This window comes from Kribbella sp. NBC_01245 (assembly GCF_036226525.1).
Classification (GTDB): Bacteria; Actinomycetota; Actinomycetes; order Propionibacteriales; family Kribbellaceae; genus Kribbella.
Genome location: NZ_CP108487.1, coordinates 2,635,615 through 2,649,377, shown reverse-complemented (window position 1 = coordinate 2,649,377; position 13,763 = coordinate 2,635,615). Strand labels below are relative to the sequence as shown.

The following is a 13,763-nucleotide window of genomic DNA, read 5'->3' as shown; positions in this document are numbered from 1 at the left end:
GGTAGGAGGCAGTGGAGAGTATCGCCGTCTCGGACCATGGTCGTTGCGGCGGATGGCGGTCCGGTGCGCAAGGATGTCCGCATGCGCGTGCTGATTGCCCCGGACAAGTTCGCCGGCACCCTGACCGCGGTCGAGGCCGCGGCCGCGATCGAGGAGGGCTGGCGCCGCCGTGATCCGGAGGCGGAGGTGCTGGTGGCACCCATGGCCGACGGTGGCCCGGGCTTCATCGACGTGCTCTCCGCCGTGGTCGACGGCTCCCTGCTGTCCGGTACGGCGCGGGGTCCGCTCGGCGAGGAGGTGCCGGCGACGGTGCTGCTGGCGGGCGAGACGGCGTACATCGAGACCGCCCAGGCCTGCGGATTGCACCTGGTCGAACCGGCTGACCGCCGCCCGGAAGACGGTTCGACGTACGGCGTGGGTCAACTCGTCGCCGCGGCCGTCGAGGCGGGCGCCAAGCGGGTCATCCTCGGCCTTGGCGGATCCGGTACGAACGACGCGGGCGCTGGTCTGCTCGCGGCCCTTGGCGCTACTGGTGTGGGTGGTGTGCTGGACGCGGGTGCTGCCGGCCTGGAGGGACTGACCTCGGTCGATCTTGCGCCTGCGTTGGCCAAGCTGGACGGCGTCGAATTGGTCGCGGCGAGTGACGTGGAGAACCCGCTGCTCGGGCTGCGCGGCGCGACCAACGTCTTCGGCGCGCAGAAGGGCATCACGGACGAGCGCAAGCCTGCCGTCGATGGGCTGCTCACCGGGTTCGCCACGCTGGCCGGGCGGAAGACCGCCGACGCCAAGGGAGCGGGTGCTGCCGGTGGGCTTGGTTATGCCCTGCTGCTGCTCGGTGCGACGCGGGTCTCAGGGATCGACCTGGTGGCGGATCTGACCGATCTACGGGCCAAGGCGGGTCAGGTGGATCTCGTGCTGTCGGGCGAGGGCGCGTTCGACTTCCAGTCCCGCGACGGCAAGGTCATCGCCGGGGTCGCGAAGGTGGCGAACGACGCGATGCGGCCGTGCGTCGTACTCGCCGGCAAGGTGCTGATCGGCTCGCGGGAGATGCGCACGATGGGCGTCGAGTCGGCGTACTCGCTGGTGGACGCGGTTGGCGAGGAGAAGGCCTTCGCGGACGCTTACGGCTCGCTGGCCACCGTCGCGGAGCGTGTTGCCAAGACGTGGGCTCGGTGACTTTGCGTGATTTCGGGGGTGTTGTTGCCGGGGCGTTCGTTGGAGTGGCTGGAATTGGTGTGCGACCATGGGAATGCGCTCGGGAGAGAGGTTGTTGCCCGAGGTGACAGCGGAATTTCGCACCCGGTCGGCTGCCCTGAGGCCGAGTGCTGACATCACAGATGACTGGAGTCAGGAATGACTGAAGCGCAGACCGAGCAGGCCACCACCACGGCCACCGGCGTTCAGCTGAGCGACGGCGCCGCCGCCAAGGTGAAGGCGCTGCTGGACCAGGAGGGTCGCGATGACCTCGCGCTGCGCGTTGCCGTGCAGCCGGGTGGTTGCTCCGGCCTCCGTTACCAGCTCTTCTTCGACGAGCGTCAGCTCGATGGTGACGTGCGGGCCGACTTCGACGGTGTGTTCGTGGTCACCGACCGGATGAGCGCTCCCTACCTCAAGGGCGCGACCATCGACTTCGTCGACACCATCGAGAAGCAGGGCTTCACGATCGACAACCCGAACGCCACCGGCTCCTGCGCCTGCGGCGACTCGTTCAACTGAACCACCGCACGAAACCCCCGCCACCCCTTCCCGGGTGACGGGGGTTTCCGTGTTTCCCGCCCTCTTCCCGGCCTCGTAGTCGCGTTGTCCACAGGTCCTGAAGTCGTCTGATTTCGGCGGGCCTGAAGCCGTACCTTCCCTGCGCATCGTTCAACCTAGGGAGGGACCCGGATGTACACCTCATGCTTCCTCGCGACCGGAGCACTGTTCTCCAGCCTGCTCACCGGTCCAACCAGTGTGGCGCCGACCGCTGTGGCGCCGACCGCGGTTTGCACGGACCAGTTCGTTCGCGGGCCTGATATCCCGCATTCGGCCACTTATCAGCCGCGCGGCCTTGGCTATCTGCCATCCCGCGACTGGCTGATCCTGTACTCGTTCGACAGCGCGCAACGTCGCAGCATCCTCTCAGTCATCGACCACAGCTCAGGCCGCCGGCTGAAGACCCTCGCCCTCCAGGCAAGCGAGGCCGGCGGAGTCGCCATCTCCAAACACCTATGGATCACCCACGCCGCCGGTGATCGCCACTACATCCGCCGCTTCAGCCTCCCCAAGCTGCTCAACGCACGCGACGGCTCATCCCTCACCCCCGACGCCGCATTCCCAGTCGCGGCCTCCCGCTACGTCGCCACCCACGGATCCACCCTCTTCGTAGGCGGCACATCCCGCCTCTACCGCTACCACGTCTCACCCTCGGGCCAGCTGAAACCACTGCCAGCCTCACCAGACTCGCCGGCCCCCTCGGACTCGGGGGCCTCATCGGCCTCGTGGATCGAAACGCCGGCCCGAGTCGCCGGCGCAATCGTGACGTCCACCCACTTCCTCTTCAGCCGCTCGGCCGGTCCCGAGGAATCGAGCCTGTTCACGATCCAACGACGGTCCAGCGGCCTGAGCTCCACCTTCCTCATACCGAGCCAAAGCCAAGGCCTGACCAAAGCGGGCCCCCACGTCTACCTGGCTTTCGCCGCAGGCACCCGCCACCTCAAGTTGGCTCCACTCGACCAACTCACCGCCCGCGTCCCCCAACGCGAGCGGTAAACCGCACCACCTAGCCGACGAGATTCACCAACTGGCCGCCGACAGTCCCTGGCCGTACTGGCGATCGGTCAACCGAGCCCAGCTGCCCTCATCAGCCCAAATCGAGGAGGAATCAATGTAGGGACTCAAAAGCTCCGCCAATTCGGGATCACCTTCACCACAGAGTTCGTTGGTCGCGATACGCCGAGCGGCCCCGGCCAACAAGTCGGCCACTTGGACCCGTGGATCCGTACGCGAATCCACCTGCCTAAGCGACAGCAACGGCCCACCACGACCGGGCCACGCCTGCGCCAACACCAGCTCGATCTGCCCGAGTCGATGCGGCGTAAGCGAACTCTGCTCGTCATGGATCACCGAAACCCGCCGCCCATCCGCACCCCAAGTGAGAGCCGTCTCAACCAAAGCAGGCATCAACGGTTCAAGTGGCGGAAGCGTCGACCGCTCATCAAGCACCTGCCTCATATACGGCTCGATCCGGTCCCGACCAGCAAGCAACCCTTCGACGATCGTGCCACTGCCACTGCTGCCGTTGTCTCCGAAGCCAGCGGTGTCGTTGGTTTGCAACACCTGGAACAGTTCATCGGTCAAAGGCTCGACCTGGCTGTAGTACTTGGCTCGCATCAACGTGGTGAATGCCATCAGTACGTCGTCCCAGCCAGCCGTGCCGAAGACCCGCGGCCCCTCCCGGTGAAGAGCAAACGCCATGGCCCGGCCATCCGGATCGAGGCTCGTACCAGCGGAGTAGGTCGGTTCGGCGATCAGGACATCAACCATCCGCACCGCAACGAAGAAGGTCTTATCAACAAGATGGACCCGCGCCTTGCCGTAAATGGGTCCATCAGCCCCCAGCAACCAGGCGAGCGTCGGACGCTGCCGTACTCGAAGAAGGTGGTTCGCCTTGAACTCATCCCCCGCATAAGGCACGGATCGCCGCGCCACCTCGACACAGCGCGCGGCTGACTCGAGATCCAGTTCAACCGTGGCGTGGCTAAAGACGCGGCTATCCGGATCAAGCATGTTCGTACCGGAAAACCCCGACTCGTCGCCCGCGATCTCCACAACCGCCCCGACGGCTTGAGATCCGACCCGGCTGACCGGCGACCCGGTGGCACCTGGCCCGGTCGCGTGTGGTCCGGTCACGCGCGCTCCGGTCACGTGTGGTCCGGCAACGCGTGGTTCCGCGACGCGTGGTTCGGTCACGGATGGCCCGGTGGCAGCAGGGCCGGTATCAGGTGGTTCTGGGCCGGGCTCGCCAGTGAGAAAGGGCGGAATTGGGCTGGATATATGCATCTGTGAGGGCTCCTGGGCATGACTGACCGACGAAGGGACTACGCACGGGAAACCCGTGAGTCACTTCGCGGCAGCAGCCGGCCCAGAAATCATGACAACATCATCGCCGTTGGCCCGAACCAGCGCCATCGGATTACTCCGTCGCCAGCGAGTGGGACCACGAAATAGCATCCGTGGATGCGGGAAGCCGAGTTCAACCATCCTCGTCTGGTCGAGGTGTACGACGCCGAATGTCCTTGGTCCAGGGAAGACGACTTCTTCGTCTCCGCGGTCAGTGCGGCCGAAGAGTCGGGCGGGGAGTTGGCACCTGGGGGCAGACGGGTGGTCGATCTGGGCTGCGGGACCGGCCGTTTGGCGATCGGGCTGGCCAGGCTCGGCCATCGGGTGACGGGTGTCGATCCGGCGGCGGCATCGTTGCGGCGGGCCCGTGGCAAGGCGGGGGCCGAGCGCGTCACGTGGATTGAGGGTACGTCGCCGGTGCTGGGCGACTCGGCGTACGACGTTGCGGTGATGACCAGTCATGTCGCGCAGTTCTTCGTAGAGGAGGACGAGTGGCGTCGTACGCTCAGCGATCTTCGACGTGCGCTGGTGCCGGGTGGACGGTTGGCGTTCGACAGCAGGGATCCCGACGCGCGCGGGTGGGAACGGTGGAACCCGATCGACTCGCGACATCGCATCACTATGCCCGACGGCAGCGTCGTCGACGCCTGGACTGAGGTGACATCGGTCGATGACGGGGCTGTCGACTTCACGCACCACTGCACGTTTCACGACGGAGAGGAGCTTCTCAGCACTGCGACGTTGCGCTTCCGCTCTGAGCAGGCCATTCGTTCGGCTTTGGACGCAGCCGGGTTCGTCGTGGAGGACATCTACGGCGGCTGGAACCGCGAATCGGTCGGTGCCAGCGATGGTGAACTGCTCGTCATCGCCCACACCGACCGCTGATACCGACAGGCACAGGCACGCAAGGCCGAGCCCTCCGACAGACATTGGCACGCAAGGCCTAGCCCCGACAGGCCTTGTGTGGAAGGGGAGTGACTACTTGGTGGTGGAGTAGGAGTGGGCGCCGGTGCCGGCGAGGGCGCCGCCGTCGACGATGAGGTACTCGTCGCGGATGGGGGTGCCGTCGAAGTACGACTCGAGGATTTCCCGGGTGCCGGCGGCGTAGCGGGCCTGGGCGGACAGCGAGGACCCGGAGATGTGCGGAGTCATGCCGTGGTGGGGCATGGTGCGCCACGGGTGGTCGGCCGGGGCGGGCTGCGGGAACCAGACGTCGCCCGCGTATCCCGCGAGTTGGCCGCTCTCCAGCGCACGGACGATCGCGTCGCGGTCAGCGATCTTGCCGCGGGCCGTGTTGATCAGGTACGCGCCGCGCTTCATCGTGCTGAGCAGCTTGTCGCCGAACAGGCCTTCGGTCTCCGGGTGCAACGGCGCGTTGATCGTCACCACGTCCAGGTGCGGCACCATCTCCGCCGTACTCGGATGCCAGGTCAGACCGAGCTCCTCCTCCACCTCGGAGGGCAAGCGGTGCCGGTCGGTGTAGTGCAGGTGTACGTCGAACGGCGCGAGGCGGCGCAGCACCGCGAGGCCGATCCGGCCGGCGGCGACGGTGCCGACGTGCATGCCTTCCAGGTCGTACGAGCGGGAGACCGCGTCCGCGATGTTCCAGCCACCGTCGACGACGATTTTGTACGAGGGGAGGTAGTTCCGGACTTGCGAGAGGATCATCATCACGACGTGCTCGGCAACGCTGATGCTGTTGCAGAAGGTCACCTCGGCCACGGTGACACCGCGCTCGATCGCGGCCGCCAGGTCCACGTGGTCCGACCCGATCCCGGCGGTCACGGCCAGTTTGAGGTTCGGCGCCTTCGCAATCCGCTCGGGGGTGAGGTACGCGGGCCAGAACGGCTGGGAGATGACGATCTCCGCATCCGCGAGCTCTCGCTCGAAGACCGAGTCCGGGCCTTCCTTGTCGGAGGTGACGACGAGCTCGTGCCCAAGACTCTCCAAGTACGGGCGCAATCCGAGCTCACCCGAAACGCTGCCGAGCAGGTGCCCGGGCGTGAAGTCGATTCCCTTCGGCGTCGGCAGGGTCTGCCCATCGGAATAGCCCGCGACCACGGGCAGATCGTCGCGCGCGTAACTGGTCGGGTAGCCGTCGATCGGGTCGTCATAGAGTACGCAGAGCACCTTCGCCATGGCGGATCTCCTTAAATATAAGGGCTTCTCTCACCACCCTGAGCCCTGCGGAGAAGACGGTCAAAGCGAAAGTTTCTATCCGGCAAGAGGATTTGCCTATCGCGTGAGGCGCTCGGCCGCTCACCGCCTGCGTCCACCCGAGCGCGTGCGCCAACCCGACCGCATAGGTCTACCCGACCGCATGCGTCTACCGGACCACGTGCGTCAACTCGACCGCGTGCGTCTGCCCGAGTGGGTCGACTACTTTGACGAACGGGCCTTGGGGGATACGCGCACGTGGGCGCGTTCGCCTTGCTTGCCGATGAGGCTGAGGAACTCGACGGGGCCGGAGCTGGTGGCCCCGAACCAGTGCGGCGTTCGGGTGTCGAACTCCGCGGCCTCGCCGGGGTTGAGGAGGAGGTCGTGCTCGCCGAGGACGAGGCGCAAGGTGCCGTTGAGAACGTAGGCCCAGTCGTAGCCCTCGTGGGTGCGCAACTCGGGCTCGGCATCGTCGTTACCGGTCGGAAGGACGAACTTGTAGGCCTGGATCCCGCCGGGCCGGCGGGTCAGGGGCAGGATGAGCGAGCCGTCGTCGCAGGAGATGGGCCGCACGGTGATGCGTGGATTTCCGGTGGGTGGAGCGTCGACGAGTTCGTCGAGTGTGACTCCGTACACGCGGGCGAGCGGGAGCAGCTGTTCCAGCGTGGGGCGTCGTAGACCTGCCTCGAGCCGGGACAGGGTGCTGGTCGAGATGCCGGTCTCCTCCGCGAGGTCGACGAGCGTGACGTCGCGGCGTTGCCGGAGCTGCTTCAGCCTCGGCCCGACCGCGTCGAGGGTGTGGTCCAGCGAGTCATCCATGAGGTCAATTTTCCATTCGGCAACGATGTTTGCACGATCGTTCCCATGGTCGCACCATCGTCAAGGAACCCATCTGGAGGACTTGGACATGGCGGAGCAGGCAGAAACACACCACGGTTTCGACAAGGAGTACTGGGAGCAGCACTGGCAACAGAACCGAACCGGCAGTCCCGGATCCATGGGCACGAACCCGCCCAACCCGCACCTTGTCCGTGAGGTCGGCGGCCTGATGCCGGGTACGGCGCTGGATGCGGGTTGCGGCGCGGGCACCGAGGCCATTTGGCTCGCCTCGCAAGGCTGGCAGGTCACCGCAGCCGACCTCTCAACCGAAGCCCTCACCCGCGCCGCCGCCCACGCCGCAACGACCGAATCCGCCGCCCACGCCGCAACGAGCGAGTCCGCCGCCCACGCCGCAATGAGCGAGTCCGCCGACCGTGCGGCAGTGAGCGGGGCCGTCGACCATGCGGCAAGGAGCGAGTCCGCCGACCGTGCGGCAACGAGCGAGTCCGCCGACCGTGCGGCAACGAGCGAGACGGCCGACCGTGCGGCAACGAGCGAGACGGCCGACCGTGCGGCGATGAGTGGAGTATCGGAGCGGGTGCGGTGGGTCGAGGCGGACCTGAGCGTCTGGGACCCGGGGACGCGGTTCGACCTGGTCACGACTCATTACGCCCACCCGGCGATGCCGCAGCTGGAGTTCTACGACCGCATCGCCGAGTGGGTGGCCCCTGGTGGCACTCTGCTGATCGTTGGCCACCTACACACCCATAGCGCCCCGACCGACGCCCACGGCCACAGTCACGGTAAATCGGCCCACGCCCACGGCCACGGCAAGACGGCCGACGACCACGGCCACGGCAAAACGGCCGACGGCCACAGTAAAACGGCCGACGGCGGCGGCGACAGTGCCACGGATGGCGGCCGGAGCGATGGGGATGGTCACCAACCTCCCGTCGAGGCGTCGGCGACCGTTGCGGCCATTACGGCACGCCTGGACGACACCGCGTGGGTGATCGTCACCGCCGAAGAGCGTCACCGTACTCTCGCCGGCCCTGGTGGCCGAGAGGTCCCGCTTCACGACGTCGTCGTACGCGCCACCCGCCGCAACTAACCACCTCACCACCACCAGCACCAGCGCACGGCGTCCACCAGCACCAGCGCACGGCCCTGTGCCGTACGCCTCGGTGGTCTGTCAGCGCCCGAGCGATCGCTCGGGCGCCGGTACCCCCTGCCTTCGTGAGAGGAAATGCATGAGTACTAACCAGCCTGCCCAGGTGGGTTGCGCGGATCCGACCATCCGCGACCCGCGCCAACGTCGCGCGATTCTGATCGCGGTTTGCATTGCCCTGATGGCCGTCATCGCCTCGGTGTCCGGGCTGAACGTCGCCCAGCCGGAGCTCGCCATCGAGTTCGGCGCCTCGCAGAGCACCGTCCTGTGGATCATCAACATCTACACGATCAGCCTTGCGGCGCTGCTCCTGCCGCTAGGCGCGATCGGCGACCGGTGGGGCCGCAAGCCCGTGCTGCTCACCGGCCTGGCGGTCTTCGGAGTGGCGAGCGCGGTGGCCGGCCTCGCCACCTCGACCGAGGTCATGCTCGCCGCGCGGTTCCTCAGCGGCGTAGGCGCGGCGATGATCATGCCGGTCACCCTCGCCGTCATCACCTCGACCTTCCCCGACGAGGAGCGCTCCAAGGCGATCGGCGTGTGGACTGGAGTCGCTGGCGGTGGCGGCATCCTCGGGATGTACCTCTCGGCCGTACTAGTCGACCTTGCAACCTGGCGCTGGCTCTTCGTCCTGCCTGTCGCGCTCGTCATCGCCGCCGTCGTCATGGCTCTGCGGTCAGTCCCGAACTCGCGTGAAGCCTTTGAGCACGGGTTCGACCTCATTGGTTCGCTGACCTCGGTGGTCGCCGTACTCGGGCTGATCTTCGTTCTCCACGAAGGCCCCGAGAACGGATGGACGGCGCCCGCGACACTCCTGAGTCTGCTCGTCGGCGTCATCGCCGCCATCGGCTTCGTCGCGTGGGAGCTGCATCAACGGGCTCCGCTACTCGACGTCCGCCTCTTCCGGGAGCGCGGCCTCGCCACTGGCTCCGTATCGCTCCTGGCCGTCTTCGGCGTACAGGCGGGGATCTTCGTTGTCCTTTTCCCGTACTTCCAGGCAGTGCTCGGCTGGTCCGGACTGCGATCGACCCTGGCGCTGATGCCCATGGCGCTGCTGATGATGTTCGCCTCCGGTCTGGCCCCGAGAGTGGCCGCGCGCATCGGAGGCCGCTCGACCATGGCCGTCGGCATAGCTCTCGGGGCCGTGGGCCTGGCGCTGATGGCCACCTTCGTCTCCGTCGAAGGCGGCTACCTCTCGGTGCTGCCCGGAATGCTGGCCATGGGACTCGGCATGGGCCTGTCGATGACCCCGTCCACCGAGGCCATCACCAGCGCGTTACCGCGCGAGCGGCAAGGAGTCGCGTCTGCTCTCAACGACGTCACCAGGGAGTTCGGTACGGCGCTCGGCGTCGCGCTGCTCGGAGCGATCTTGTCCGCCGGCTACCGCAGCGCCATCGACTCCCGGCTCGCCGAAACACCCGATGTCCCCGACGCCGCCCGCGACGGCATAGCCAACGCGCTCGCGGCCGCTGAAGGCCCTCAGGCGGCGGCGCTGATCCGCGCAGCGCAGGAGTCGTTCGTCGACGGTTGGCGGCAGGCCATGTGGGCAGGCTTCGCGGTCATGGCGATCTTGTTCATCTACGTGCTTCGGTCAGGCCTACGTGGGAGGCGGCTGAGCCGTCGAGGGTAGTGCGGACGTCGAGGTGACGGGTTACGTCGAGCAGGGCGCGGGCGAGGATGGACTCGGGTTCGCGATCGGCGAAGACGAGGCCGATGCGGGGGGAGGGGCCGACGTGTTCGAGGCGGATCGCGCGCATTCCCGCGGGTACGCCGAACATGTGCAGCCAGGCGTGGGAGATGACGCTGCACCAGTTGAGCGAGGCGATGTGCGAGTACAGGGCGGCGACGGTGTCGGTTTCGACAGCCGGTACGACGATGGTGCCGGCGGTCGCGAACATCTCGTCGAGGATCCGGCGATTCCGCATCTGCTCGGACAGCAGGCACAACGGCAGTTTGGCGGCGTCTGCCCAGCTCACCGGTTCGCGCTCGACCAATTCGCTGTCGCCCGGCACCAGCAGCAGGTATCGCTCCTTGTACAAGGGGAAAGTCCGCACCCGGCCGAGCGGTTCGCCGTCCAGGTAGGTCATGCCGACGTCCAGCTCGAACTCGGTCAGACCGTGACTGATCTCCGCCGACGAGAGTGAGGCGATCGATACTCGCGAGCGCGGATACCGTTGGCAGAAAGGCGTTGTGAGCAACGGTACGACGGTCTGGGCGGTCGGGATCGCGCCGATTCGCAGCACTCCGCTGAGCCCGTCTTCCAACATCGAGAGGTCTTGGCGCAACGCGTCCCGCTCGGCGAGGATCCGGTGCGCCCAGAGCAGGACGCGTTCGCCCTCGGGCGTCAGGCCGTCGTACTTGTTGCCGCGTCGCACGATCGGCACGTCCAGCTCATGCTCGAGTTTGCGGATCGCCGCGGAGAGCGAGGGCTGCGAGACATGGCAGGCCTGGGCAGCGCGGGAGAAGTGCCCCTCCCGGGCCAACGCCACCAGGTACTCCAGCTGCCGCATCATCCGCGCTCACCGTCCACTCAGAAGGCACACTGTATTCAGTATGCCTGGACGCGGTTGCGCAGACCAGAGGCGGTCGCGGACTGAAACGATTCCATGGCATTGACGGACCGTGAGGCGACCGCTACTTTCTGACGAGAGAGCGCTCACACGCTCGAACAAAGTCACACATTCTGTGACAACTGCTCCTACCGCCCAGGAGATCGCCATGCCCGTGCCGCGCTTCCGCCTGCCCGCAGATCGCTTCCGTCTGCTGGCGTTACTGCTCGCCGCCGCGATCGCCCTGGCCGGCTTCACAGGTGCAGCCCAGGCGCCGGCACAGGCCCAGCAGGCCCAGCAGGACGGCGCGCAGTTCGACCCGAAGCCGCCGAGGTTGCCGACGCCCTGGAGCAACCAGGTGTCGACGACAAACCCGCTGCCGGAATACCCGCGCCCCCAGCTGACCCGCACCCAGTGGCAAAGCCTGAACGGCATCTGGCAGTTCGCCGGCGCAGCGAATCTCAACACCCCACCGATCAACCAGAACCTCAGCGAGGAGGTTCTGGTCCCTTACCCGATCGAGTCGGCCTTGTCCGGCATCGAGCGGCACGAGAACTTCTCGTACTACCGCCGCGCCTTCACCGTCCCAACCGACTGGAACGGCCAACGCGTACAGCTGAACTTCGGCGCCGTCATGTGGCAGTCGAAGGTCTGGGTCAACGGCACGCTGCTCGGTACGCACGACGGCGGGTACGACGCGTTCTCGTACGACATCACCAGTGCACTCCGCGCCGGGTCGAACGAGATCATCGTCGGCGTCTGGGCACCAGTGGACGCTCAGGACATCCCTATCGGCAAGCAACGGCTCAACCGCGGCGGCATCTGGTACACCCCGTCCTCGGGTATCTGGCATACAGTCTGGCTAGAGCCGACCGCGCCCGCCCACATCACCAGACTCGAGACAATCCCGAACCTGGCCGCCGGAGCGCTAGACCTCACCGTGCGAGGCGCAGGCATCTCCGGCCAGAGTGCGCGGGTAGAGGTTCTAAACGGCACACAGGTCGTCGGCCAGAACACTGGCGCCATCGGCTCGCCGATACGCGTACCAGTGCCTAACGCCCGCTTGTGGACTCCCGACGACCCCTACCTGTACGACGTACGCGTGACGCTCAAGGGGACAGGTGGCGGCGACACCGTCGGTGGGTACTTCGGGATGCGCTCGGTCGGCAAAGCGATGCTTGGCGGCGTACTGCGGCCAACCCTCAACGGGAAGTTCGTCTACCAACTAGGGACGCTTGACCAGGGCTACTGGCCCGACGGCCTCTACACGGCTCCGACGGACGAGGCATTGCGGTTCGACCTGGAACAGCAAAAGGCCCTCGGCTTCAACATGGTCCGCAAGCACATCAAGGTCGAGTCCGATCGCTGGTTCTACTGGGCCGACAAGCTCGGTCTGATGGTCTGGCAGGACATGCCGTCGCTACCGAACGGGCGGAACGCCACGGCCGCGGGGGAGGCGCGCTACGAGGCCGAGCTGCGCCGGATGATCGAGAACCATCGCGGTATCACCTCGATCGTGCAGTGGATCCCGTTCAACGAGGGCTGGGGTGAGTTCGACGCCGGCCGGATCGCCGACCTGGTGAAGACCCTCGATCCGACTCGTCTGGTCAACCACAACTCCGGCTCGAACTGCTGCGAGTCCGACCCCGATCCCGGCAACGGCGACGTGATCGACGACCACATGTACGTCGGACCCGGCGTGGCGCGGGAGCCGTCGAGCACGCGCGTCCTCGTGCTCGGGGAGTACGGCGGTCTCGGGTTGCACGTCGATGGGCACGAGTGGTCGACGAGCGCGTTCGCCTACGAGATGTTGCCGACGCCCACGGCCTTGACGACGCGGTATGTCCAGATCACCAGCCAATTGACGGACCTCATCTCCGCCAAGGGGCTGTCCGCGTCGATCTACACCGAGCCGACGGACGTCGAGGACGAGATCAACGGGTTCTTCACGTACGACCGGCAGGTTCGCAAGATGGACTTCGCCCGGGTACGCGAGGTGAACCTCAAGGTCATCGCCGCAGCCAAGGGCACGGTCCTCCCGGTCGGCAAGCTGGCCTCATTCAAGGTCACCACGACCAACCTCACTAACCGGTACCTCCGTCACATCAACGGCGTCGCGACCACCGAAGTGGTCGACGGCAACAGCGCTCCCGGCCTCAAGAAGGACAGCACGTTCTGGGTACGTCCAGGCCTCGCGAACGCCTCTTGCTACTCGTTCGAGTCGAGGAACTTCCCCGGCGAGTACCTCCGCCATCGCGCCTCCCGCGTCTACAAAGAGGCGGCATCGGGTACGACCTTCAACGCCGACGCCACCTTTTGCGCCCGCGAGGGCCTTTCCGGCGGCGCCACTTCGCTAGAAGCCTTCAGCGTGCCCGGGTCATACCTGAGGCACCGGAACGCCGAGCTGTGGGTGGAGCCCAACACTGGAGGCTCCTTCGCCCAAGACGCGACCTGGAACGTCGTATCGCCCTGGTGGCGCAGTGGCGCGGACCTACCGGAGGGGCAGGCCAGGTCATTCCGGGTGACTACCGCGGGCTACACCGATCGGTACCTCCGCCACCTGGATGCCGGCCTCAGGACCGACGTGATCAACTCTGCAAGTCCTGAGGTGGCACGCCAGGATGCGACGTACATCGTTCGCGCAGGTCTTGCTGACGCGACGTGCTACTCACTGGAGTCTCGGAACTTCCCGGGCCAGTTCCTCCGGCATCGCGGCTACCGGCTCTACAAGGACCCGAACGACGGCACGGCGACGTACGCGAAGGATGCGACGTTCTGCGCGCAGCAGCCGCGTTCAGCCAACACACCAGGGAACGTGTCGCTCGAGTCCTTCAACTACCCGACGTACCACGTGCGTCATGCCAGCGACCTGGTCTACATCGCGGTAAGCGGTGGCGGTAATGCGTGGGACAGCGCTACCAGCTACGACGCCGATACGACCTGGGCCAACTCCGCACCACTAGGAGGCTGAC

Annotated in this window: 11 protein-coding genes; 7 read left to right on the top strand and 4 right to left on the bottom strand. The window is 66.5% G+C overall.

All coding sequences use genetic code 11. The features are described 5' to 3' along the window. Positions 1-81: 81 nt before the first annotated feature. The 3 genes from OG394_RS11630 to OG394_RS11620 all read left to right on the top strand — a co-directional run bounded on the left by OG394_RS11630 (position 82) and on the right by OG394_RS11620 (position 2,751). Complete coding sequence (locus OG394_RS11630) at positions 82-1,176, top strand: glycerate kinase family protein (protein WP_328995208.1); 1,095 nt, start codon at positions 82-84, stop codon at positions 1,174-1,176. A gap of 177 nt (positions 1,177-1,353) precedes the next feature. Then, positions 1,354-1,716: a HesB/IscA family protein gene (locus OG394_RS11625; protein WP_328995207.1), complete on the top strand. Its 363-nt coding sequence runs from the start codon at positions 1,354-1,356 to the stop codon at positions 1,714-1,716. Positions 1,717-1,887: 171 nt separating this feature from the next. Then, positions 1,888-2,751, top strand: a complete 864-nt coding sequence (locus OG394_RS11620) for a hypothetical protein (protein ID WP_328995205.1) — start codon at positions 1,888-1,890, stop codon at positions 2,749-2,751. Between the two features lie 24 nt (positions 2,752-2,775). On the opposite strand, the gene OG394_RS11615 is transcribed toward OG394_RS11620, so the two are convergent. Beyond that, positions 2,776-3,810: a hypothetical protein gene (locus OG394_RS11615; RefSeq protein WP_328995204.1), complete on the bottom strand. Its 1,035-nt coding sequence runs from the start codon at positions 3,808-3,810 to the stop codon at positions 2,776-2,778. 408 nt (positions 3,811-4,218) lie between these two features. Here OG394_RS11615 and OG394_RS11610 point away from each other — a divergent pair, with 408 nt between their 5' ends. Continuing rightward, positions 4,219-4,986 (top strand): class I SAM-dependent methyltransferase, encoded by a 768-nt coding sequence (locus OG394_RS11610; protein WP_328995203.1) that lies wholly within the window; start codon positions 4,219-4,221, stop codon positions 4,984-4,986. A 93-nt stretch (positions 4,987-5,079) separates the two neighbouring features. Here OG394_RS11610 and OG394_RS11605 read toward each other — a convergent pair whose 3' ends face one another. Next, the gene (locus OG394_RS11605) at positions 5,080-6,240 is read right to left on the bottom strand and encodes an NAD-dependent formate dehydrogenase (RefSeq protein WP_328995202.1); all 1,161 of its coding nucleotides are present in this window, start codon (positions 6,238-6,240) and stop codon (positions 5,080-5,082) included. A 240-nt stretch (positions 6,241-6,480) separates the two neighbouring features. Beyond that, on the bottom strand, positions 6,481-7,077 hold the full coding sequence (locus OG394_RS11600) for a helix-turn-helix domain-containing protein (RefSeq protein ID WP_328995201.1): 597 nt from the start codon (positions 7,075-7,077) through the stop codon (positions 6,481-6,483). Positions 7,078-7,165: 88 nt separating this feature from the next. On the opposite strand from OG394_RS11600, the gene OG394_RS11595 reads away from it, so the two are divergent. After that, the gene (locus OG394_RS11595; protein WP_328995200.1) at positions 7,166-8,188 is read left to right on the top strand and encodes a class I SAM-dependent methyltransferase; all 1,023 of its coding nucleotides are present in this window, start codon (positions 7,166-7,168) and stop codon (positions 8,186-8,188) included. 139 nt (positions 8,189-8,327) lie between these two features. Next, positions 8,328-9,872: an MFS transporter gene (locus tag OG394_RS11590; RefSeq protein WP_328995199.1), complete on the top strand. Its 1,545-nt coding sequence runs from the start codon at positions 8,328-8,330 to the stop codon at positions 9,870-9,872. On the opposite strand, the gene OG394_RS11585 is transcribed toward OG394_RS11590, so the two are convergent. Next, positions 9,817-10,755, bottom strand: coding sequence for a LysR family transcriptional regulator (locus OG394_RS11585; protein WP_328995198.1), 939 nt, complete (start codon positions 10,753-10,755; stop codon positions 9,817-9,819). The two genes, OG394_RS11590 and OG394_RS11585, sit on opposite strands and share 56 nt — an antisense overlap. A 205-nt stretch (positions 10,756-10,960) precedes the next feature. Here OG394_RS11585 and OG394_RS11580 point away from each other — a divergent pair, with 205 nt between their 5' ends. Continuing rightward, a complete protein-coding gene (locus tag OG394_RS11580) occupies positions 10,961-13,762 on the top strand; it encodes an AbfB domain-containing protein (protein ID WP_328995197.1) in 2,802 nt (933 codons plus the stop codon). Position 13,763: the final 1 nt, after the last annotated feature.